Raw genomic sequence first — 22,600 nt, forward strand, 5'->3', positions numbered from 1 at the left:
GAGCGTACATAAGTACGTGACTGGGTGAGCGAATGCAGCCAACGCGGAGACAACTTGAAGGATGAAGCGTAAGTTGGCAAATGCAGTACGGGGGGCTTATGACCTGGTTTATTGACCGGCGTCTTAACGGCAAAAACAAGAGCACGGTAAACCGCCAGCGCTTCTTACGCCGTTATAAATCGCAAATTAAACAGTCGATCTCCGAGGCCATTAACAAGCGTTCGGTGACTGATGTGGATAGCGGCGAATCTGTCTCTATTCCTACCGATGATATTAGCGAACCGATGTTCCATCAGGGGCGCGGTGGTCTGCGCCATCGCGTGCATCCGGGTAACGACCATTTTGTGCAGAATGACCGTATTGAACGTCCACAGGGCGGAGGCGGCGGTTCGGGAAGCGGACAAGGCCAGGCGAGTCAGGATGGCGAGGGTCAGGATGAATTCGTCTTCCAGATTTCTAAAGATGAATATCTCGATCTGCTTTTCGAAGATTTAGCTCTGCCAAATCTTAAACAGAATCAGCAGCGTCAGCTAACGGAGTACAAAACGCACCGGGCTGGTTTTACCTCTAACGGTGTGCCAGCCAACATCAGCGTGGTGCGCTCCCTGCAAAATTCACTGGCGCGCCGCACGGCAATGACGGCAGGTAAGCGTCGCGAACTGCATGCGCTCGAAGCGGATCTGGAGACCATCACAAAAAGTGAACCCGCTCAGTTGTTGGAAGAAGAACGGTTACGCAAAGAAATTGCCGAACTACGGGCAAAAATCGAACGTGTGCCATTTATCGACACCTTTGACTTACGCTACAAGAATTATGAAAAACGGCCCGATCCTTCCAGTCAGGCGGTGATGTTCTGTCTGATGGATGTCTCCGGTTCGATGGATCAGTCGACCAAAGATATGGCAAAGCGTTTTTATATTCTGCTGTATCTGTTCTTAAGCCGCACCTATAAGAACGTGGAAGTGGTTTATATTCGCCACCACACCCAGGCGAAAGAGGTAGATGAGCATGAGTTCTTCTACTCTCAGGAAACCGGGGGAACCATTGTCTCCAGCGCGCTGAAGTTAATGGATGAAGTGGTGAAAGAGCGCTACGACCCTGCCCAGTGGAATATCTATGCCGCACAGGCGTCGGATGGTGATAACTGGGCGGATGACTCACCGTTGTGTCATGAGATTCTGGCGAAAAAACTGCTGCCGGTAGTGCGATATTACAGCTATATCGAAATTACCCGCCGCGCGCACCAGACTTTGTGGCGTGAATACGAACATCTGCAATCAACCTTTGAAAACTTTGCGATGCAGCATATCCGCGATCAGGATGACATTTATCCGGTATTCCGCGAACTGTTTCATAAGCAAAGTACCACCAGCAATAATTAAGCGACCACTTTCAGCCGAGGCTTCGGCTTCGGCTGATTACATTACCCTGTATCATGATCGTGACATTTTGCAATGGTTTATCCCGCCGCTTCGTTAGAGCGAATGTGGAGCATGTGGTAAAATCGCATCTCTAACCTATGGGCTGTAATTCATTATGAAGTTGCATCATAAAGCGCTCAGGCTCTTTATCTCAGTCAGCGTTATTGTTTTGACATCTTCTTTTTTGGTTTATGAACTCATTGCCAGCGATAAGGCAATGAATGCCTATATGCGCTATATCAATGAGAAAGCCGACTCCTCCTTTCTCTATGATAAGTACACCAATCAGAGTATTGCAGCCCATCTGATGCGCACCTTTTCATCCCCTAAGGAACCCGCATCGGTCGAACAACAAAAAGCGTTCTGCGATGCTTTCGATAGCGTTAACGGTACACATGGGCTCAATCTCACAACGCATAATTACCTGCCATTACACGGTACGCTGCAGACCACCTCAACCAAATGTAGCGGGCAACTCGAAGACGTATTCCTGCTACCCTCTTTTGACCGGGCGGTGAACGTCAATCGCCTGCAAAAAGATTACGGTCAGGGATTAGGAACGCTGGAGTATAAATTTCGCTACTACGTCGATCTCAAGAATAACTACGTCTATTTTTATAATCTGATCGACTCACGGAAATTTGCGATACACAACTGGACGTTTTTGCAAAAAGGCTCGCTGGGCATCGATCAGAATGATATTGACGGTATTTTCACGGGTCGCACGGTGATTTCCAGCATTTATGAGGATAACCTGACCGAGAAAAAGGTGATGAGCTTTTTAACCCCGGTCTACTATGCCGGTAAGCTAAAAGGCGTGGTGATGGTGGATATCAACAAAGAGAATTTAAAGAATATTTTCTATACCAGCGATCGTCCTCTGGTCTGGCGCTATCTTAACGTGACGCTCTCTGATATCAGCTCAGGTAAAGAGATCCACGTTCACCAAAGTGAGACCAATCTATTCCGCTACGTTCACTACGAGAAGGACATCCCTGGTGGCATACGCGTCACCTTATCTCTTGATTTTATGTACTTTATCGTCTCATCGTGGAAAATATTCGTCTTCTATCTCCTGGCAACGATACTGCTGCTGAATATGGTCAGAACTCATTTTCGCTTGTATCACAACGTCACACGGGAAAATATCAGCGATGCGATGACCGGACTCTATAACCGTAAAATTTTGACGCCGATGCTCGAACAACGTTTGCAGCAGTTGGTCAACACGGGAACCCTCGTGACCTTTATCGCCATTGATTGCGATAAGCTAAAAGTTATTAATGACACATTGGGGCATAAGGAAGGCGATCGCATTATCACCCTTCTGGCCAAGGCCATTCAGAGCTCTATTCGAAAAAGCGACTATGCCATCCGCCTTGGCGGGGATGAATTTTGCATCATCCTTATCGATCATCCCAGTGAATTAACGCACAGCATGCTGGAACGGATTCGCTACAACTTACAAATTATTGCGCAAGATATATCAATCAGCTTCTCTGTCGGGATTTATAATATGCAGCCAAACGACACCATTGATGATGCTTACAAAGCATCGGATGCGCAACTCTACCTGAACAAACAGAAAAAACGCGCCGATGCGTAATCATTTTTCAGCCAGGATTTTTATTGTTGTACCAGGAGCAAGTCATGACGGAAGTGAACAAAGGTAACGCAACGCATCAGCGTTTAATTTCGCTGTTATCAGAACAGGGCGCGACGTATCGTGTGGTTAGCCATGAAGCCGTCGGCAAATGTGAAGCGGTCTCTGAAATTCGCGGTACTGCACTGGGTCAGGGCGCAAAAGCGTTGGTCTGTAAAGTAAAGGGTAACGGCGTTAATCAGCATGTACTGGCGATTCTCTCTGCTGACCAGCAGGCCGACCTGAGCCTGTTGGCCGGTCATATCGGCGGGTTGAGAGCATCGCTCGCCAGCCCGGCGGAGGTCGATGAACTGACAGGTTGCGTATTTGGCGCCATCCCACCGTTTAGTTTCCATCCGAATCTCAAACTGGTCGCCGATCCGCTGCTGTTTGAACGTTTTAATGAAATTGCGTTTAATGCCGGAATGCTGGAGAAATCCGTGATCATGGATACTGCTGATTACCTGCGAATTGCACAACCGGAATTAATTTCGTTCCGCCGCGTTCAATCACAGCCGAGTTAGCAGTAAAAAACGTCACATCGTGCATTAGCTCAAAAAAAATCATTATCATTAAATAAAGCCTGTTCCGTCACGCGTTTACGCGTACAGTAAGCAGGCTTATTTTTTCTTTTGGCAAGGAAACTACGATGTTTGATGTCACTCTGCTGATCCTCCTCGGACTGGCAGCTCTGGGCTTTGTCAGCCACAACACCACTGTCGCTGTTTCAATTCTGGTGCTGATCATCGTCCGTGTAACCCCTCTGAATACGTTCTTTCCGTGGATTGAAAAACAGGGCCTGACCGTCGGGATTATTATTCTGACTATCGGCGTAATGGCCCCGATCGCCAGCGGAACGCTACCGCCCTCCACGCTCATTCACTCCTTTGTAAACTGGAAATCCCTGGTCGCGATTGCCGTCGGCGTGGTTGTCTCCTGGCTTGGCGGGCGCGGCGTCACGTTGATGGGCAGCCAGCCCCAGCTTGTTGCCGGTTTACTGGTCGGTACGGTGCTGGGCGTGGCGCTGTTTCGCGGCGTGCCGGTGGGGCCGCTTATTGCGGCAGGTCTGGTCTCATTGATTGTTGGGAAGCAGTAGCAAGTCAGCTCAGATAACGGCCTGGCGTCTGCCCCAGGCCTTTTTTGAACATCGTGATAAATGCGGTGGTTGAATCATAACCGAGCATTTGCGCGACCTGCTGCACGTTATGACCATCGATCAGCGCCTGCAGCGCCAGAATCAACTGCAGCTGATGACGCCAGCGGCGAAAGCTCAATCCCGTTTCTTTGACGACCAGCCGGGCAAGGTTGCGCTCACTCATCGCAAATACGCTGGCCCACTGCCCCAGCGTCTGCCATTGGGCGGGCTCTCGCGCCATCGTCGCGACCATTCTGCGGATTTTCGGATGATCGGAAACCGGCAACTGCAGTTGCTCCTGCGGCTGCTGCGGGAGTTCATCAAACAGCACCTGCGTCAGTCGCTGAGTTGACGGTTCCAGCCGCTGGCCGTCCGTTTTCGACGCCAGCGCCAGAATAAGCTCCCGACACAAGGGAGATATCTTCAGCGTACAACAGCGCTCAGGCATCACGACGGCGTGAGGTTCAATAAACAAGAAACACAATTGTGCGCCTACGGTTACATGGTTACTGTGCGGAATTTCACCAGGGATCCACACCGCATATTGGGGAGGCACCATCCACATGGCATTTTCGACCTCGCAGGTAATCGCGCCATGCAAAGCCAGAATCAACTGCCCCTTACGATGCTGATGCAGCGGACTAAAGAGTTCATCTTCCCGGGCCTGAATGCAGAACGCCACCGCGGCATCATGGTGAAGGTCAGGTTCATATCCATCCAATCTTAGTCCCAACATAAGAATGTCCGATTTTAGCGATAAACTGTCATTTTAGCTTGATTCACTCATGGCGTAAAAACGCTAAGGTATCGCCTCGCCTGACAAGATGAGAAAAAAATGATAAATACGCCTTCCTCCCGCGGTAAAAACGCTGCTTTGCTGATCGCGGGTATCCTGATGATTGCCACCACGCTGCGCGTTACCTTTACCGGTGCCGCCCCGCTATTAGATGCAATTCGTGCCGACTACGGTCTGAGTACCGCCCAAACGGGACTGTTGACCACCCTTCCGCTGCTGGCCTTCGCGCTGGTATCCCCTCTGGCCGCAGGCGTTGCGCGCCGCTGGGGCATCGAACGCAGCCTGTTTGCCGCTATGCTGCTGATTTGCGCCGGTATTACGATACGCTCGCTGCCCTCACCGGGATTGCTGTTTATCGGTACCGCTATCATCGGGTGCGGAATCGCCCTGGGCAATGTCCTGTTGCCAGGGCTGATTAAGCGTGATTATGCCCAGCATGTGGCAAAACTTACTGGCGCTTACTCGCTGACCATGGGCGCAGCGGCAGCGCTGGGTTCAGCCATGGTTGTTCCGCTGGCGTTAAATGGATTTGGCTGGCGCGGCGCACTGATGGTGTTGATGGTTTTTCCGCTGCTGGCGCTGGTTATCTGGTTACCCCAATGCCGTCAGACGACCAATGCCAGCCTGAGTAACTCACGCGCATTACATTCCCGTGCAATCTGGCGCTCCAGCCTCGCCTGGCAGGTGACCCTGTTTCTGGGAATCAACTCACTTATCTATTACGTGATCATCGGCTGGTTGCCCGCCATTTTAATCAGCCACGGTTACAGCGAGGCGCAGGCCGGTTCATTGCACGGTTTACTGCAACTGGCGACCGCCGCGCCAGGGTTATTGATTCCCCTCGTCCTGAACAGATTCAAGGATCAGCGAGCCATCGCCGCCCTGGTTTCGGTAATGTGTGCCGTTGGCGCGGCGGGATTCGCCATAATGCCCGACCAGGCTTTGCTGTGGACCATTCTGTTTGGCTTTGGCTCAGGTGCGACCATGATCCTCGGCTTGACCTTCATTGGCCTGCGCGCAAGCTCTGCACATCAGGCCGCGGCGTTGTCCGGAATGGCGCAGTCTGTCGGGTATTTACTGGCCGCCTGCGGGCCACCGTTGATGGGTAAAATTCACGACCTCAACGGTAGCTGGCTGATTCCATTAGCGGGTGTCGCCGGGTTAGCGGTGCTGATGGCCGTGTTTGGTCTGTGCGCAGGGCGCGATCGGGAGATCGCGAACGCATAATGTAGCGGGCAGGTTAGCTAACCTCCTGCCCTACATTTTATCCCCGCGCGGCGCGGAGCATCGCCTGGACTAACGGCACGGGTTTACCCGCCAGCGCGCCACGTTCATGCTGAAAGAGTGTGCCAACAAAAAAAGGATGCGTTACCAGTTCAATGGCGCGAATATCTCCGGCATCATCCCAACCGGTCACCCGGAGATCGCCGCTCTCAAGCTCGGCAGCAAAAGCGTCCGACACACCATAGTTGCAGTGATACCCCTCAGAGATAGCATCGCGTCCATAGGCTTTCGCAATCAGCGTATTGGCCCGGAGCTCAATATCATCCGTTTTTTCTACCAACGAGCAGGTCAACGGCGCGATCACCATTCGCCCAGTGGTATCCGTTTCGGCATGCGCGGCATCGCTCCAGCCCAGCACGTTACGGGCATACTCCAGTATGGCGTGTTGGAAACCACCACAGGTGCCTAAAAATGGAATGCTGTTTTCGCGTGCGTAGCGTATCGCAATCAGCGCACCTTCTGGGTGTCGATAGGGGCTGCCTGGCACGACCCAGATGGCATCGTAGCCAATCAGATCTTCGCTGCTATTGATATCAGAAGTGGTTAGCCAGTCATAATCAGCCACCAACTCCAGCACGGCAGCAGCATCATCAATAGCAAGGGGAATAGCCTGGTGCGCCACAATATCGGGGTTGTAATCGCCCACCAGCGCAATGCGAAGCGTATCTTTTATCGGGGAAATGTCCATTAAGGTTTCCTTATGTCCAGACAATGAGGGACAACATAAGGAGCCTCAGCCTACCGACTTTTCATCGGTATCACAATCCCTTAAATTGGGAGTCCAGGCTGCCAAAATGCTATAATGGTCACGTTTTAGGATCTTATTTAACCGTAATAAAAATGATGCTAAATAGCAAAGCGGCAGCTTAACAGAGCGGATGAAGAGATGAATATTCAGTGTAAACGCGTGTATGACCCGGCAGAAACAAGCGATGGTTATCGCGTCCTGGTCGACCGGTTGTGGCCACGTGGGATAAAAAAGACTGATCTTGCTTTCAATGAATGGAATAAAGCGCTGACGCCGTCATCAGATTTACGTAAAGCATTTCACGCAGAACTGATTGATTTTGCGCACTTCTCTCAGCAGTACCGTAGCGAACTGGCCCAACAGCAGCAGGAAGGAAAGCGTCTCGCAGAGATTGCCCGGCAGCAAACCTTAACGCTACTGTATGCGGCGAAGAATACTCAGCAAAACCACGCGCTGGTACTGGCTGAATGGCTACGTCAATACTAACAGCGGATCACTTCCCCGCTGCCGGATGGTCTCTACACCAGAGTTCCCATTCATCGATCGTTTCCCCTCCGGGGAGTTTGCAGTCAGACCTTACCCCTTGCGGAGTCTGTATCGCAATCAGCGAGCCGCCCTTTTGTTCGCAATACACCGATGCCGGATTCGCCATGCCAATTTTCGGTGGCATTGGCGCTTCTGGTTGCGGGGTACTACACCCTGCCAGCACCAGCATGCCGGGCAAAACAACAAACGCCAGTTTCATATCTACTCCTGTTAAAAATCTTATTTTGGCAGGTTACCCCGACTTTCCATCTATCTCCATGTTTTCCTGCTAACTATCCATTTTATGTTTACATTCTGAGCTGGATAGCTTGTTTCATCTTACACCTTGATGTTCTATCATGCGGACAACGCCAGCCTTGTCATTACTCAGGAGTATTTACACCTCATGTCGGACATGATCCTTGCCAGAGTCTCACAATCCTTAGCCACGGAGCAGACTGTTGAGAGTCTGGTTCGGCAACTTCTGGAGATGCTGGAGGTGGTGACAGAGATGGAATCAACCTATTTAACCAAAGTCGATTTAGATGCTCGCCTGCAGCATATTTTGTACGCGCGCAATAGCAAACAAATGCAGATCCCGGAAGGGCTATCCGTCCCGTGGGATGAGACGCTATGCAAACGCGCCATCGAGGATAACTGCCTGTACAGCGACAACGTGCCCGCACGCTGGCCGGAATGCAGCGCAGCCCGCGCGCTGGAAATCACCACGTTTCTGAGCACGCCTGTTCATCTTCCGGATGGAACGTTTTACGGTACGCTCTGCGCCACCAGTCGCCGCCAGCAGGCATTGAGCGAGCGAGGTGAACAGGTGCTGCATCTGTTTGCAGGACTGATCGCCCAGTCTATTCAAAAAGAGTCACTGGTCGCTCAGTTACGCGAAGCCAACGCCGCGCTGATTGCTCATTCCTACACCGATGCGCTGACCGGGTTACCGAACCGGCGCTCGATTTTTGAAAATGTTGAAACCCTATTTTCGCTTGCCCGACATCTCCGGCAGAAGGTCGTCGTTGCCTATATTGATTTGGATGATTTTAAACTGATTAATGACCGTTTTGGTCATGAGGTTGGCGACCAGTTCCTGATCCAGATAGGACAGCGTCTGCTCAACGAATGCGGCGACAATGATATCCTTGGTCGACTGGGCGGTGACGAATTTTTAGTCGTTAGCCTGTCGCCGGAAAGTGAAAGCGATCGATGCGAGCGCCTGCAAAAGGTGAAAAATCAGCTGCAACAGCGAATTTGTGGCGACTATCACTTGGGCAGCGTCCATCTGTTTTATCCTGGAGCCAGTCTGGGCGTGGTGGAAATTGATCCGCATGAGACCGATGTAAACTGTGCGCTTCACATGGCAGACAGCGCAATGTACAAAGATAAAAAGCGGCAGGATAAAACCACTTTTGTCGTACATTAAGCCCTGCTATGCTGGCTCGTCTTTAAATAACTCTGGCAGATAATCCTATGCGACTCGGTATTATTTTTCCCGTCATCATTTTTATTTCCGCTGTCGTTTTCTTATCCTGGTTTTTTGTTGGCGGTTACGCTGCGCCGGGTGCATAACGATGAAAAAAACAACGCTCATTATGATTTGCGTGGCTATCATCGTGGTTCTGGGTACGGAACTAGGCTGGTGGTAACCAATAAAAAGGCCACACTTCAGTGGCCTTTCATCTCTGTATAGATAGTTAGCTTTTGATCTTTCTGTAGATAAACAACACCACGATCGCGCCGATAACAGCTACGACGAAACTGCCGAAGTTGAAGCCATCAACTTTACCAAAGCCAAAGAAGGTACTGATCCAGCCGCCAACCACCGCACCAACAACCCCTAAGATAATGGTCATAAAGAATCCGCCGCCATCTTTACCCGGCATAATCCATTTTGCCAAAATCCCCGCGATAAGACCGAAAATTACCCATGAAAGAATGCCCATTATTTTCCTCACTTATGCTTTTAGGTTAACGATTGACTCGTTGTATAAAAGCATAGCATAGCGCTGAAAAATTAAAATTTGTGATCGATATCACCTGTGTTTTTCATCTTTTTCCGATGTTTCATGGAGTTAGCCCAGCGTCAAAACGGTGATATTTTTGACGCTTCTCGTCAATAGTGACGAATCGACAGTCATTCCTCTCTGCTCCTTGGGCAGCACCCCTGCCAATGCTGGGTTTTCATCTTTGGCATGCTTTATGCTTTAACAGCCCGTCACTACGACACATCGTAGCCCGTGATATCGATTCACGTGGCTTCGTCTACAATTCGCGCTATTTCAGCATTTAACAGGTCTGTTATTGATGAAAAAAATCACCAGTGTATGCCCATACTGTGGGGCCGGGTGCAAGCTCAAGCTTGTTGTTGAAAATAACAAAATCATCCGCGCCGAAGCCGCTGAGGGTGTAACGAACCAAAATCAGTTATGCCTGAAAGGCTATTATGGTTGGGACTTTCTGAACGACACCCGCCTTCTGACTCCCCGTCTGACTCGCCCGATGATCCGTTATGAAAAAGGGGGAAAATTCACTCCCGTTAGCTGGGATGAGGCCATTCGTTACACCGCTAAACGCTTATCTGAAATCAAAAATACCTATGGTCCTCGCGCCATCATGACGACAGGTTCCTCCCGGGGAACAGGCAATGAGACCAACTACGTGATGCAAAAATTCGCCCGTGGGGTGCTCAACACCAACAATGTCGACTGCTGTGCCCGCGTCTGTCACGGCCCTTCCGTTGCGGGTCTACAGGAAACGCTGGGCAATGGCGCAATGAGCAACTCCATCAGCGACATTGAAAACTCAAAATGCCTGCTCATCTTTGGTTATAACTGCGCGGACTCACACCCCATAGTGGCCCGTCGGGTGATTAAAGCTCGTCAGAACGGCGCGAAAATCATTGTTTGCGACCCTCGCCGTATTGAAACCGCCCGTATCGCCGATCAGCATTTGCAGTTAAAAAATGGCTGCAACATGGCGCTGGTCAACGCTTTTGGCCATGTGCTTATTGAAGAGCAGCTTTACGATCGCGAGTACGTGCATAAGCATGCCGAAGGTCTGGAAACATACTGGGAAACCGTTAAGGACTATGCCCCCGAAGCCGTAGAACATTTAACCGGCGTCCCTGCACAACAGGTTCGTCAGGCGATGCGTACATTTGCGGCAGCACCATCGGCAACCGTGATGTGGGGGATGGGCGTCACGCAGTTTGGCCAGGCCGTTGATGTGGTGCGTGGACTGTCGAGCCTGGCCTTACTGACCGGGAATCTGGGACGTCCAAATGTCGGTGTTGGCCCGGTACGCGGGCAAAATAACGTGCAGGGCGCATGTGATATGGGCGTACTGCCTAACCAGTTTCCGGGGTATCAGGACGTGACCGATTTTGCCGTCAGGGAGAAATTCGCCACCGCCTGGGGGATTGACGTTAATCAGATGGATGACAAGGTCGGAACGCGCATCACCGAAGTTCCGCATCTGGCGATTGAGGGCAAAATAAAAGCCTACTACATCATGGGCGAGGATCCGCTGCAAACCGAGGCTGATTTGGGGCTGGTCCGGGAAGGATTTAACGCGCTCGATTTTATCGTCGTGCAGGATATCTTCATGACCAAAACGGCAGAGATGGCCGACGTCCTGTTGCCGGCAACATCATGGGGCGAACACGGTGGCGTCTTTACCTGCGCCGATCGTGGCTTCCAACGTTTCGAGAAAGCGATTGAACCCAGCGGGGATGTAAAACGTGACTGGGAAATTATCAGTCTGTTGGCCAGCGAAATGGGCTACCCGATGCAGTATCAAAATAACCAACAAATCTGGGATGAAATGCGCGAACTGTGCCCGCTGTTCTATGGCGTAACCTATGAGAAAATGGGTGAAATGGGCCATGTTCAGTGGCCTTGTCCGGATCTCGATCACCCAGGAACACCGTATCTTTATGCACACAGCCAGTTTGATACCGCTAATGGCAAAGGCAAACTGTTTGCCGCGCCGTGGCGCGCTCCTGCTGAAGTCCCTGACGAGACCTATCCGCTGGTGTTGTGTACCGTGCGCGAAGTTGGGCACTACTCCTGCCGCTCGATGACCGGCAACTGCGCGGCATTACAGGCGCTGGCAGATGAGCCAGGATATGTTCAAATCAACACCGATGATGCAGAAAAACTGGGCATCCGTCATCGTGACCTGGTGTGGGTAAGCTCGCGCCGAGGCAAGGTCATCAGCCGTGCGGATGTCTCCGAGCGTATTAATGCCGGAACAGTGTATATGACCTATCAATGGTGGATTGGCGCGTGTAACGAGTTAACACAGGATAACCTTGATCCGATCTCGAAAACGCCGGAAACCAAATATTGTGCTGTCAAAATTGAGCACATTACCGATCAGGGATGGGCGGAGAAGTATGCCGCACAAACGTACAGCGAAATGAAATCACGCTTATGTGAGGCCATTGCGTAAAGTATCGCCCTGACCGCCTGAGTCTGGCCTTCCAGACTCAGGCTTTATCCAACTACTTCGCCAGTTGCGGTTCACTGAAACGAATAGCGGCAGACTCGTGCTGTTTATCCCGTTGCATAAAACCGAGGTTCATCAGAAACAATCCCGCCATAAACGGCAGTTCGTACAATTCTTCAATCAAATCGCCGTAACTGGCATTATGCAAAAAGACAGGCGCCAGCAGGCGATGATGCTCCACTGTATCGGATATCAAAAATGCGCAGACGGTGATCGCAAGTAGCCACAGCGGTAGCGGTTCATTGCGCAAGCGCCGGGCAATATCCTGGCGTAAGTTCTTCGACAGCAGGACCGGCAGAATAATCATCGCAATTAACACGACTGAGATAGCTCTGAACAGCAGTTTAGGATGCTCCGGGAAGTAATCACGGCCCCAACTGGTGCTTCGGCCCAGCAATACCAACCACCATACTGCCGCCCAAAGCCAAAATTGCTTCTCGCCTGCAGGACGTGATAAAGGCCGGATGTAGCAGAGAGTAAATACTGCACCAAACAATAACCATAGCGCCTGGCCATTTTCAATCCATGTGACGACCGCGCCATTGAGCAGAGGAAGATGCCAGTTCGCAGTGAACGGGATTGCTACGAGGACAAGTCCAAGAATGAATGCGGATAATGTAAGTCGGGTATTCAATTTCATAAGCGCAAAGTTCTGTATTGTTACTATTTTGCGATCATAACCCCTATGAATGATTAACTATTAGCAAACGATGCGAATTTCTTAAGGTATTCTTAAGAAATCTTTTTCCGGACCGCGATCTATTCGACTCAAATAAAAAAACCGCCCTGCGCTATCAAAACGCCGTGCGGTTTTCAATTTAAAAATCAATCAGTTCAAACGGTAGCAGAAGTTAAAGCCCTACCACCCGCAGACTTCATGCTCATTTTCGGTATCATATGAACGGACGGTATTGACCAGGTCTTTGACCACTTCTGCCGCGACATCCGGAACCAATAATGTCATCGGCGCTTCGGTCTCGTAATCGACAGACACACCATTGCTGTTATTGGTTACTGTGACGGTATAGGTTGCTTTGCCCATGATTTACTCCTTGCCAGTGCGCACGACTTTTCGTTGATTTGCACTCTCCATCAACACTTCAGGGGCAACGAAAAAATCGATATTAAAGTAAGTGTCGTCGGTCATTACTTCGATGTTATGCCATTTTTCCGGCGGGAAAACGCCAAACTGACCGGCTTCAATCACCATCACCTCTACAGGCTCCAGGCTGTGTTCATCTGCGTAGCCGAGATATTTAACCGCCCCCTGCATAACTGACAGTCGAGGATAAACCCCGGCACGGGTGCCTTTATCAAGGTGGCGTTCGAAAATTCCGGCAGGTGCAGTTTCTTTGTTCCAGAACGGAGTTGAGCGTGTATGGATATGATTCTGTGGAATTTGAAGCATTTTTCTTCCCTTTTCCAGTCAACAACCAGCGAGTCTTATTCAACCGCTGCTGTGCACAGAGTACGCCTCAAAATATACATTTAAAATACCATTTATTGGTTATAACCAGCAGCTGATATGCGTGGGGAAGAAAAGCTAAAAATTGAAGCCCGCCATATTCAGCGGGCCAATGATTACGACTGAAGCGTCGCCAGACGGGCAGCAAAACCAACGAAAATCAGACCGATAAGAGAGTTACCCACCTTAGCCAACTTCTTCTTGGTGCGAATGTACTGGGTCACAAACGCGCCGGAGAAAATAAGGAAGCTTAAGTAGAAAAAGCTCACGATCTCAAGCGTAATGGCCAGAATAAAGAATGACAGCCCTGAGTGCGGCGCATTGACATCAATGAACTGCACGAAGAATGAAACATAAAACAGGATAGCTTTTGGGTTAGTCAGGCTCAGAATTAAGGCGCGCTTAAAAATGGCGCCAAACGGGACTTCCTCAGCCGCGGCGTCGCTCGCCTTCGATTTCAGTGTTGCGTACAGGATCTTCGCACCGAGATACAGCAGATAAAAAGCGCCGAGATAACGAACGATATTAAACAAAACAGGCGTGGTTTTGATCAAGGCGGCAACACCGGCATAGGCCAAAAACATCAACACAGCATCACCGATAAACACACCGCTTGCGGCGAGATAACCGCCCTTCACACCCCGACCGACGCTATTCTTCAACACAAATATCGTATTTGGCCCCGGAACCAGCACGATAAAAATAGCTCCCACCAGATATGTCCAGTAATTCAGAACTCCATACTCTGCAAACACGTTAACCTCTTCCTGAAAAAACACATGCACTTGCTGCAAGACAATATGCTAACGAATGCGCAGGGGGATGGAAAGAGAAGGTTGTTAATTAAAATACCCGCCACGGACCGCGGGTATGTACAGATAAACTTAGTCCGGATTAATGGTGCAGCATCTCATCCACCACCTCTTCACCTTTCAACTGATAAGGATAGTAGGTAGGCCAGTTCTCCATCTCTTCGAGCAAGGCTGCCTGCGAGGTATTTCCCATAAAAATATGGAAGTGGCTTGACTTGCGCGGAGCAATTATATGATCGCTGAACTGGACGTATTTAGGCGCTTTGCTATCAGCAGCTTTACACTCAAACAAATAACGTACACCTTTCTTGCCTGATTTGTAGTGCAAGATTTTATATCCGGCATAGTCGTATTTGCATGATGTAACCTGATTACCGGTATGAAATTCCATCACACCGTTTTCAATACCGATAGTGTCTACGTTAGTTGCATAGCCTTGACGGTAATAATCTTTAATCTGTTCTGCCGTTTTGCTTTTATCTTTCTCCGCTTTCTTTTTGAATACCGGATCAAGCTCGCCACTGACCAGGTACGGATAGACAGATTGCCACATGCCATCCCAGTCGGTTAGCGCTCTGTTCTGTACCTGATTATCATCAAACACACCTTCTGACGCCTTTTTTTCTGTTTCACTCATTGGAACACCATGGGAATGGTGACCGTGAGCCAAAACCTGACCACTGGCTAAAAGCATCCCCAGAGCGATTGCCAGTTTTTTAAAATGAATAGCCAAAATTTCACCCTCAAATCATTTGCGAGTGAAATGTTATAATATAACATAACAATTTAATCAATATCGTTACTTACCAGAACGGGTAAAATTACGGCGTAAGCAGCGTCCGCGTGCAGATCTGATCAAGCAGCGCCTGCTGATGGCTGATAATCAGCATGCCTAATGGTCGACGCTGGCATTCTTCGAGCAGCAGTACCCAGATATCTCTTTGAATGGAAGGATCGAGCTGGGCGGTAATCTCATCGGCAATAAGAAAACGGGTACGCGGGTCCAGCGCACGAAGTATGGCGATTCGCGCCAGTTCACCACCAGAAAGCTGGCCAGGGCGACGGGTTAACCATTCCGGTTTGATATGCAGGCGGGTAAGGACTTCTGCGCCAGGCCGCCAGGCGTCATGAACCGCATCGCCGGTGCTACGCCGTGGGTTAAAGGTTAATTCCGGATGCTGCGGTACCAGTTGCACCGGGCAATATTGATGCATCGGTAGTGGCTGGTCATCGATAAGAATGTCGCCCGAGGTCGGCTTTTGCCAGCCCGCCAGTACACGTCCCAACGTCGTTTTGCCGGTTCCGCTGGGCGCACAAATCCCAATACGTTCACCGGAGTGCAATGAGAAAGAAAGGTTTTGCCACAGCACCTTCCCTCCCTGACGAATCACGACATCACGACAGCACAGCATCCCGCACTCCAAACAATTGATTTCTCTCAGGCAGAGCCTGCCATTGACGTTGCAGATGCTCGCTAATTTCCCCGCGCAACAGCTGTTCACGACTAACGTTATCCGACACGCTTCCCTGGTGCAGCGCGACGATGCGATCCGCATGGCGGGCCGCCAGCGTGAGATCGTGCGTCACCCATAAAACACCAGCCCCCTGTTCACATAAACCACGCAACTGCTCAAGCAGTTGATTAGCCAATGGCGCATCAAGCCAGGCGGTAATTTCGTCGGCCAGAATATAGCGGGCCTGACTCAGCGACGCGTGACAGGCCAGAACACGTTTCGCCATACCGCCCGAAAGCTGACGCGGGAAAGCATCTAATACGCTGGTTTCCAGTTGACTACGCTGGAGCAATTTTTCTATTTTTCCGGCATTCCAGGTTTGGCCGGAGAGCTGACTTGCTCTACGTAAATGCTTTTCAATTGAGAGCAGCGGATTCAGCGCCTGAACGCCTTGCGGGACATAGCTGAAGGTATTGCCCCGACATTCGCGGATGTCTTGACTGTTCAGCATTTTGCCATCAAGGGTTATGACGCCGTGCAGACGCAAATTTTCCGGTAAAAGATCGAGCAGACATTGCAGGAGCAAACTTTTCCCTTCACCGCTTCCCCCAACTAAAGCCACCATCTGGCCGGGTGCAACGTCGAAAGAGATATCCTGCAACAGCGGAGACCATTTTCTCGCGCCGAACCAACGATAACGCGCCACGTCCAGCGAGACCTGTTTCAAACTCAACATATGTCACCTCGCAACCATAAACGATGCACTGCCCTCGCGAGCTGATCGAATAACATCACCAGGCTGAATAACATCAGCCCCGGAAACAACACTAACCACCAGTCGCCATGACTGATGAACCGCAGAGCATCCGCCAGCAGCAGGCCCAACGAGGGTTCATGCGGCGCCAGTCCAAAGCCAAGGAAACTCAACGCCGCGCTGTGCAGCACCGCATGGGGAAACATCAGCAATGTCCCCGTGAGCCATTGGGGTAACAATGCCGGTAGATAGTGATGTCGCCAGCAGTAAAAATGACCATGTCCCAGACGCCATGTCAGCGTCAGATAATCGCTATGGGCAACGCGCTCGGCCTCAGCACGCAGAATCAATGCGAGGCGCGGCCAGTGGGTTAGCGCCACCGCCATGATCACCCCACTTTTCCCACCGCCCAGCGTAAAACAAATCAAAATAAGCAGCAGCAGATGCGGCATCGACAGCATGGCATCAGTTATCAGACGCATAAGCACGTCTAGTCGAGGATGCAGGCGCGAAATCGCCGCCATCATTAATGCAATGAAGCCGCTGCACAAGGCCGCGCCAATACCAATTTGCAGACTGGTTAATGCCCCCTGAAAGCAACGCACCCACAGATCGCGACCGAGGTTATCGGTACCGAACCAGTACAGCGCATCGGGGGGCAGATGACGGGCAAGTAAATTCACGCTCAACGGGTTGTCCAGCGTGGCTGCGCCATACACCGCAATGATTAGCAGGCAGCTAAAAGAGAGCACCAGACGAATAAGCGTCGGCGTCGGATTATAGAGCATCGGGTCGCTCCAGAGCACGGTTCAACACATGAACAAACCAGGTAGAAAGTGAATTGCCAATGAAAACCAGCACGGTGCTAAATAAGACGATCCCCATGAGTAACGGTAGATCGCCCCGCAATCCGGCATCAATGGTCGCCTGCCCAAGCCCGGGATAAGCAAAAACCTTTTCTGCCAGCAGTGCGCCCCCCAACAGTTCTCCCAACGAGGCGAACTGCAGGCACAGCGCGGGCGTGATAGCGTGGCGCAGAACCTGATGGCGCAACAGCGACCAACCTTTGTCACCCTGAGAGCGCGCAAAACGGACAAATTCGCTCTTCATGACGCTGGCGATACTTTCCCGCGTATGAAGCGTAATCTGCCCCAGCCCCAGCAAACTTAGCGCACAAACAGGAAGCACCAGATGGCGCAGACGCTCGGTTAGTGTCGCCATATCACTGTTGTTGCCCGGCTCCCACGCACAGCATACCGGGAATACCGGCCAACGAACGGCAAATAATGCCAGCAGCAGCATGCCAATCCAGAAGGTCGGCAACGAGGAAAGCAGATAGCTGAGGCGACAAATTGCTTTATCCGGCCAGCGATTCAGGTAGCGTCCGGCGACAAATCCCATTGCCGTCCCCACTATACCGGAGAGCAGCCATGCGCCGCTAAGCAGCGCAAACGAGGTAGCAAAGCGCTCCTTGATCACGCTGGCAACCGGCGCATTAAACAACATCGAGTAGCCGAGATCGCCCTGCAATACACGTATAAACCAGCTACCAAAACGCTCCCACAGCGGCTGGTCCAATCCCCAGCGAGCGGCGATACGCGCATATTGTTCCGGCGGCACGTGCAGGAGATCGTTGCCGATATAGGCGCGAATCGGATCGACCGGAGAAAAGCTGAGCAGCACAAAAGTGCCAGCCGCAACCAGCACTAATAACACTATCAGCCGGAGAAAATGGCCCACTACAGACTTCATCAACGGCAGGTCCAGGTCCATTCATCCAGATTATTGAGCAGTGACCAGCTCCCGTGAATTTCCGGTGCGCCTTTGCCTAAGTCAATACATGGATTTGCCAGGTAAGTGTGCTGAATATTCAATAACCATGCCCATGCGGCATCGCCCTGTACACCAGCGCCTTGCTTGCCATCCCACTCAACCTGTTGCCAGAAAGGCAGCGCTTTTTGCCAGTCCGGTGCATCAATAGCCTGTTTGAGATGCTCTTCAACGACAGAATTACTGTAGTAACCGGGATTGTAATACTCCACGCCCGCAGCCTGATTGCTGTAATGATGGAACAGCTCCATGGGATCCAGGCTTCCCCAACCAAACAGCGTCGGGTTGGCATGCATATGACGCTCAACGGTTTCCCAGCTTCCGGATTGCAATGATACCTGGATACCCACAGGCTCCAGCATCGCACGGACTGCTTCGGCTAAATCCCGGCGGGTACTGTCACCGCTGGCATACCATAAAGTCAGGCGCGCCTCTTTGCCCTCTTTCACTCGTACACCGTCTTTCCCCACTTTCCAGCCAGCTTCCTCCAGAATCATTCGTGCTTTTTCGCTGTCGCCATCTTTGAACGCGACTGACTGCCCCTGCCATGGCAGGCCCTGAACCGCGCTATAGGCAGGGATCGCATGACCTTCCATAACCTGATCGGCGAGCTGCTTACGATCAATGGCGTAATTGATGGCGCGTCTGATCGCGACATCGGCTGTGATATCGTTACCAATTGGATAACCATTGGCGTCTTTTTTACCTGCAGGAATCATCGGGAACACAATGCCCCGGTTCTCCACGCTGTTACGCACCCACAGTTTCAAATTCTGCTGCTGAGGGGCGACCGCCATCGAAGGCGCAATACGTACTAATCCCAATTGCCCACTGCGCGCTGCGGCATAAGCGTTATCTTCATCAAGGAAAACAAACACCAGCTTGCTGAAATCATTTTTCTTACCGGCATACCAGGGGTTAGCCTCCACAATCAGTTGCTGCCCGGGTTGGAAACTCACCAACCGATAAGGACCTGCACCAATCGGATGTTTGGCGAATGTTTTTTCGTTATATAGCTTTGCCGGAACAATGCCTAAAGATCCCAGCACATTCACAAAGGTGCTCTGCGGGTTACTCAGTGTCACTTCTACCGTGCGGTTATCTTTCAAACTGGCATGAGCGAAGTTCCCCATGTCAATTTTCCCACCGCTTTTTGCTGCTTTGTTATAGGTGAACACAACATCTTCAGCGGTTAGCGGCGAACCATCAGAAAATTTAAGGTCAGGTTTTAGCGTCAGCGTCCAAGTTTTGCCATCAGCGCTGGTCACCACCTTCTCCGTCAGCAGGTTTCCCCAGCTCATATCTGCATTTTGTTTTAATAACGGTGCATGCAAAAGCAAATAGCTGCCATGACTCCAGCCCAACATCGGGTCAAACCCTTCCGTTGGCTCTGGTCCAATCGCCAGTTTTAACGTCTGACCTGCGCCCGCATTCTGCGCGGCGAGGAGTGGTGAGGTTAATGCGAGAGTCAATGCACACGTCAGGAGTGCCAGCTTGCCTTTGATCATTATTTTATCCAGATTTGCGTTATGTATATGCCGCTTAACGATGCCTTGTCGTTAAGCAGTCTCCTGGGAAAGGGATTATGGCGAAGAGAATTGGCGAAAAAAATGATGCGGCGCAGAAAAGTATGACGATTTTCTAAAATTATCATACTTTTTTCTGATACTCCGTTATGAGTACGATATGAATCCCAGAAAAAGTTTAAAATTTAGCGGTTTATTCATTAACATATTAATTTATATCTAATAATTTCCTATAGAGACTATTCTAATCCCTACCATTCCCTTGCACTAAATTAATGACAACTTATGTATATTTATTCAAGAAAAACACCAGAAGTGACAAGTTATGTAAATTTGTAATGATAATTATTTGTACTATCATTTCCATCAATTATCTTACTGCCTTTGAAATTTAACAAAGGAAGTTTGACTATGCGTTTAAAACCTGTTGCCTCTGTCGTTCTGTCCTGTCTGGGTTTCACCAGCCCCCTGGTTTTTGCTGAAGATGTCATGGTCGTCACCGCCTCCGGTTACGAAAAGAAAATTACCAACGCAGCCGCCAGTGTTTCCGTAATTTCGCAGCAAGAATTACAAACCAATAAATATAATGACTTAGGAGAAGCCTTGCGTTCAGTAGAGGGCGTGGATGTTGAAAGCAGCACCGGTAAAACCGGTGGTCTGGAGATCAGCATCCGTGGTATGCCTGCGAGCTATACCCTGATACTGATTGACGGTATTCGTCAAAACGGCAGCAGCGACGTGACGCCAAACGGCTTCTCTGCCATGAATACCAGCTTTATGCCTCCGCTGGCAGCAATCGACCATATAGAAGTGATCCGCGGCCCGATGTCGACGCTGTATGGCTCCGACGCAATCGGTGGCGTAGTGAATATCATCACCAAAAAAAGCACCGATAAATGGAGCACCTCCATCAATACCGGCGTTAACCTGCAAGAAAGTAATAAATGGGGTAACAGCACGGTCGCCAACTTCTGGTCCAGCGGTCCGTTAATCGCAGGCGTGCTGGATATGCAGGTTCGCGGAAGCACAACGCAGCGCCAGGGTTCAAGCGTCACCTCTTTGAGCGATACCGCCTCTACTCGCGTACCCTATCCTACTGAATCTGAGAACTATAATATCGGCACCCGACTGGACTGGAAAGCCAATGAGAACAATACGTTGTGGTTAGATCTCGACTCTGCCAGACAGCGCTATGACAATGACGATGGACAGTTGGGCAACCTGACGGGGGGTTATGATAAAACGCTGCGCTATGAACGCAACAAAGTGACTCTCGGCCACGATACCGCCTTAACGTTCGGCACCTGGAAATCATCCCTCGGCTGGAATGAGACCGAGAACAAAGGCCGACAACTGGTCTCCTCCGCACTCACGCCGGAAAACGCTGGCCGCGCCGGTGATGCGCGTGAACTGAAGAACACTAACGTCATTCTGGACTCGGTGCTACTGACGCCATTAGGTGACTCACACCTGTTAACCCTTGGTGGGGAATACTGGGATGCGCGAATGAAAGACGGTGTTGTACTGGCCAATACCGGCGAGACGTTCCACCAAAAAACGTGGGCAGCCTACGCGGAAGATGAATGGCATATACTCGACTCATTGGCGTTAACCGCAGGTACCCGTTATGAGCATAATGATGTGTTTGGCGGCCACCTGAGTCCTCGCGCCTATATGGTTTGGGATGTCTCCGATGAGTGGACGCTCAAAGGCGGTGTTACTACAGGTTATAAAGCGCCCTCACTCAGCCAGTTGCATAACGGCATTAGCGGCGTAACTGCGCAAGGAACTGTTAATACTGTCGGTAACCCTGACCTCAAGCCGGAAGAAAGTATCAGCTACGAAACCGGGCTATATTATGAAAACGAGGCCGGACTGAACGCCAACGTTACCGGCTTCTATACCGAATATAAAAATAAAATTGTCTCGTATTCTATCGATGATAATACCAACAGCTATACCAACAGCGGTAAGGCAAGGACCGATGGTATTGAATTCGCCAGCACCTTCCCTCTCTGGTCGGACGTACTGAGTTTATCCCTCAACTACACCTACACACAGAGCAAACAAAAAGATGGTGATAATAAAGGCGCGCCGTTGAGCTACCCCCCCAAGCATATGGCTAACGCTCGCCTGAACTGGCAGGCTACAGAAGATATGAACGCCTGGTTGAGCGCCCGTTATCGCGGTAAGGCGCCACGCTTTACCGAAAATTACGAGAACCTCAGCGCGGTACAAAAGGCGGTGTATGACGACAAAGGCGCGGATTTAAAAGCCTGGACCGTTCTCGATATGGGAATGTCTTATAAGTTGACCAAAGACCTGACGCTAAATACGGCAGTCAATAACGTACTGGATAAAGACTTCAGCGAAGTTAAACTGTACCAGGTGGGCCGTAATAGCACCTATGCAGGTGATTACTATCAGACTGCGCAATCCACCACTGGATACGTAAATCCAGGCCGTAATTATTGGGTTTCTTTAAACTATCAGTTCTAATTTTAAAATGTTTTATTGGCAGGGCTATCTCTGATAGCTCTGTTCAAATACGTAACTGTTCGAGACCTCACTTATATAGTATTGATGTTTCCGAGAAAAACACATTAACTCCCATATATTTTATCCACTTTAATGCTGACATTGATAAAATGTAAGCTGATATCGCAAGCAATCACTAATGTTCTACAAAG

24 protein-coding genes and 1 pseudogene are annotated in these 22,600 nt (G+C 50.5%); 11 read left to right on the forward strand and 14 right to left on the reverse strand.

Annotation, left to right across the window (positions count from 1 at the left end; genetic code table 11):
• The first annotated feature begins 98 nt into the window (after nt 1-98).
• From FDX11_RS09465 to FDX11_RS09480, 4 genes are all read left to right on the forward strand, one after another.
• Nucleotides 99-1,382, forward strand: coding sequence for a YeaH/YhbH family protein (locus FDX11_RS09465; RefSeq protein ID WP_042308907.1), 1,284 nt, complete (start codon nt 99-101; stop codon nt 1,380-1,382).
• A gap of 154 nt (nt 1,383-1,536) precedes the next feature.
• Nucleotides 1,537-3,027 (forward strand): diguanylate cyclase DgcJ, encoded by a 1,491-nt coding sequence (gene dgcJ / locus FDX11_RS09470; RefSeq protein WP_042308909.1) that lies wholly within the window; start codon nt 1,537-1,539, stop codon nt 3,025-3,027.
• A gap of 44 nt (nt 3,028-3,071) precedes the next feature.
• Nucleotides 3,072-3,587, forward strand: a complete 516-nt coding sequence (locus FDX11_RS09475; RefSeq protein WP_061381486.1) for a YbaK/prolyl-tRNA synthetase associated domain-containing protein — start codon at nt 3,072-3,074, stop codon at nt 3,585-3,587.
• Between the two features lie 125 nt (nt 3,588-3,712).
• Entirely contained in the window at nt 3,713-4,159 is a 447-nt protein-coding gene (locus FDX11_RS09480; protein ID WP_042308914.1) for a DUF441 domain-containing protein, read from the forward strand.
• On the opposite strand, the pseudogene FDX11_RS09485 reads toward FDX11_RS09480, so the two are convergent.
• A pseudogene (locus tag FDX11_RS09485) lies at nt 4,136-4,934 on the reverse strand (helix-turn-helix transcriptional regulator). The gene FDX11_RS09480 and the pseudogene FDX11_RS09485 sit on opposite strands and share 24 nt — an antisense overlap.
• A 99-nt stretch (nt 4,935-5,033) precedes the next feature.
• On the opposite strand from FDX11_RS09485, the gene FDX11_RS09490 reads away from it, so the two are divergent.
• Entirely contained in the window at nt 5,034-6,221 is a 1,188-nt protein-coding gene (locus FDX11_RS09490; RefSeq protein ID WP_137397817.1) for a CynX/NimT family MFS transporter, read from the forward strand.
• Between the two features lie 37 nt (nt 6,222-6,258).
• On the opposite strand, the gene FDX11_RS09495 is transcribed toward FDX11_RS09490, so the two are convergent.
• On the reverse strand, nt 6,259-6,966 hold the full coding sequence (locus FDX11_RS09495) for a CTP synthase (protein ID WP_042308921.1): 708 nt from the start codon (nt 6,964-6,966) through the stop codon (nt 6,259-6,261).
• Nucleotides 6,967-7,164: 198 nt separating this feature from the next.
• On the opposite strand from FDX11_RS09495, the gene FDX11_RS09500 reads away from it, so the two are divergent.
• A complete protein-coding gene (locus tag FDX11_RS09500; RefSeq protein WP_137397818.1) occupies nt 7,165-7,512 on the forward strand; it encodes a DUF488 domain-containing protein in 348 nt (115 codons plus the stop codon).
• Between the two features lie 7 nt (nt 7,513-7,519).
• Here FDX11_RS09500 and FDX11_RS09505 read toward each other — a convergent pair whose 3' ends face one another.
• The gene (locus tag FDX11_RS09505) at nt 7,520-7,771 is read right to left on the reverse strand and encodes a DUF333 domain-containing protein (protein WP_137397819.1); all 252 of its coding nucleotides are present in this window, start codon (nt 7,769-7,771) and stop codon (nt 7,520-7,522) included.
• A gap of 186 nt (nt 7,772-7,957) precedes the next feature.
• On the opposite strand from FDX11_RS09505, the gene FDX11_RS09510 reads away from it, so the two are divergent.
• From FDX11_RS09510 to yoaJ, 3 genes are read left to right on the forward strand one after another with little or no spacing between them, the layout of a single operon-like run.
• Nucleotides 7,958-8,983 (forward strand): sensor domain-containing diguanylate cyclase, encoded by a 1,026-nt coding sequence (locus FDX11_RS09510; protein WP_137397820.1) that lies wholly within the window; start codon nt 7,958-7,960, stop codon nt 8,981-8,983.
• A gap of 47 nt (nt 8,984-9,030) precedes the next feature.
• Nucleotides 9,031-9,129, forward strand: a complete 99-nt coding sequence (locus FDX11_RS09515) for a YoaK family small membrane protein (protein ID WP_038640017.1) — start codon at nt 9,031-9,033, stop codon at nt 9,127-9,129.
• 2 nt (nt 9,130-9,131) lie between these two features.
• Nucleotides 9,132-9,206: a protein YoaJ gene (gene yoaJ, locus FDX11_RS09520; RefSeq protein WP_137349652.1), complete on the forward strand. Its 75-nt coding sequence runs from the start codon at nt 9,132-9,134 to the stop codon at nt 9,204-9,206.
• 48 nt (nt 9,207-9,254) lie between these two features.
• On the opposite strand, the gene FDX11_RS09525 is transcribed toward yoaJ, so the two are convergent.
• A complete protein-coding gene (locus FDX11_RS09525) occupies nt 9,255-9,503 on the reverse strand; it encodes a GlsB/YeaQ/YmgE family stress response membrane protein (RefSeq protein WP_042308928.1) in 249 nt (82 codons plus the stop codon).
• A 361-nt stretch (nt 9,504-9,864) separates the two neighbouring features.
• On the opposite strand from FDX11_RS09525, the gene fdhF reads away from it, so the two are divergent.
• Nucleotides 9,865-12,012: a formate dehydrogenase subunit alpha gene (fdhF, locus tag FDX11_RS09530; protein WP_137397821.1), complete on the forward strand. Its 2,148-nt coding sequence runs from the start codon at nt 9,865-9,867 to the stop codon at nt 12,010-12,012.
• A gap of 52 nt (nt 12,013-12,064) precedes the next feature.
• Here the strand turns inward: fdhF and FDX11_RS09535 are convergent, their stop codons facing one another.
• The 10 genes from FDX11_RS09535 to FDX11_RS09580 form a co-directional block, all read right to left on the reverse strand.
• Nucleotides 12,065-12,709, reverse strand: a complete 645-nt coding sequence (locus tag FDX11_RS09535) for a hypothetical protein (protein WP_042308932.1) — start codon at nt 12,707-12,709, stop codon at nt 12,065-12,067.
• Nucleotides 12,710-12,928: 219 nt separating this feature from the next.
• Nucleotides 12,929-13,111: a DUF1869 domain-containing protein gene (locus FDX11_RS09540; RefSeq protein WP_003832433.1), complete on the reverse strand. Its 183-nt coding sequence runs from the start codon at nt 13,109-13,111 to the stop codon at nt 12,929-12,931.
• Nucleotides 13,112-13,114: 3 nt separating this feature from the next.
• Nucleotides 13,115-13,477 (reverse strand): DUF1971 domain-containing protein YeaR, encoded by a 363-nt coding sequence (gene yeaR, locus FDX11_RS09545; RefSeq protein WP_061381493.1) that lies wholly within the window; start codon nt 13,475-13,477, stop codon nt 13,115-13,117.
• Between the two features lie 173 nt (nt 13,478-13,650).
• The gene (gene leuE / locus FDX11_RS09550) at nt 13,651-14,289 is read right to left on the reverse strand and encodes a leucine efflux protein LeuE (protein ID WP_032940118.1); all 639 of its coding nucleotides are present in this window, start codon (nt 14,287-14,289) and stop codon (nt 13,651-13,653) included.
• Nucleotides 14,290-14,428: 139 nt separating this feature from the next.
• Nucleotides 14,429-15,079, reverse strand: coding sequence for a metal-binding protein ZinT (zinT, locus tag FDX11_RS09555; RefSeq protein WP_079224529.1), 651 nt, complete (start codon nt 15,077-15,079; stop codon nt 14,429-14,431).
• 88 nt (nt 15,080-15,167) lie between these two features.
• On the reverse strand, nt 15,168-15,758 hold the full coding sequence (locus FDX11_RS09560; protein WP_137397822.1) for an ATP-binding cassette domain-containing protein: 591 nt from the start codon (nt 15,756-15,758) through the stop codon (nt 15,168-15,170).
• Entirely contained in the window at nt 15,742-16,536 is a 795-nt protein-coding gene (locus tag FDX11_RS09565) for an ATP-binding cassette domain-containing protein (protein WP_137397823.1), read from the reverse strand. Before FDX11_RS09565 ends, FDX11_RS09560 begins: the two co-directional genes overlap by 17 nt.
• Nucleotides 16,530-17,342, reverse strand: a complete 813-nt coding sequence (locus FDX11_RS09570) for an ABC transporter permease (RefSeq protein WP_061381496.1) — start codon at nt 17,340-17,342, stop codon at nt 16,530-16,532. Before FDX11_RS09570 ends, FDX11_RS09565 begins: the two co-directional genes overlap by 7 nt.
• On the reverse strand, nt 17,332-18,306 hold the full coding sequence (locus FDX11_RS09575; RefSeq protein ID WP_061381523.1) for an ABC transporter permease: 975 nt from the start codon (nt 18,304-18,306) through the stop codon (nt 17,332-17,334). Before FDX11_RS09575 ends, FDX11_RS09570 begins: the two co-directional genes overlap by 11 nt.
• Nucleotides 18,306-19,892 (reverse strand): ABC transporter substrate-binding protein, encoded by a 1,587-nt coding sequence (locus tag FDX11_RS09580; protein WP_137397824.1) that lies wholly within the window; start codon nt 19,890-19,892, stop codon nt 18,306-18,308. The genes FDX11_RS09575 and FDX11_RS09580 overlap by 1 nt, the downstream gene beginning before the upstream one ends.
• 429 nt (nt 19,893-20,321) lie before the next feature.
• Here FDX11_RS09580 and FDX11_RS09585 point away from each other — a divergent pair, with 429 nt between their 5' ends.
• Nucleotides 20,322-22,409: a TonB-dependent receptor gene (locus FDX11_RS09585; protein ID WP_137397825.1), complete on the forward strand. Its 2,088-nt coding sequence runs from the start codon at nt 20,322-20,324 to the stop codon at nt 22,407-22,409.
• The last annotated feature ends 191 nt before the right edge of the window (nt 22,410-22,600 follow it).

Source organism: Citrobacter sp. wls714, assembly GCF_005281025.1.
Lineage (GTDB): Bacteria > Pseudomonadota > Gammaproteobacteria > Enterobacterales > Enterobacteriaceae > Citrobacter > Citrobacter werkmanii.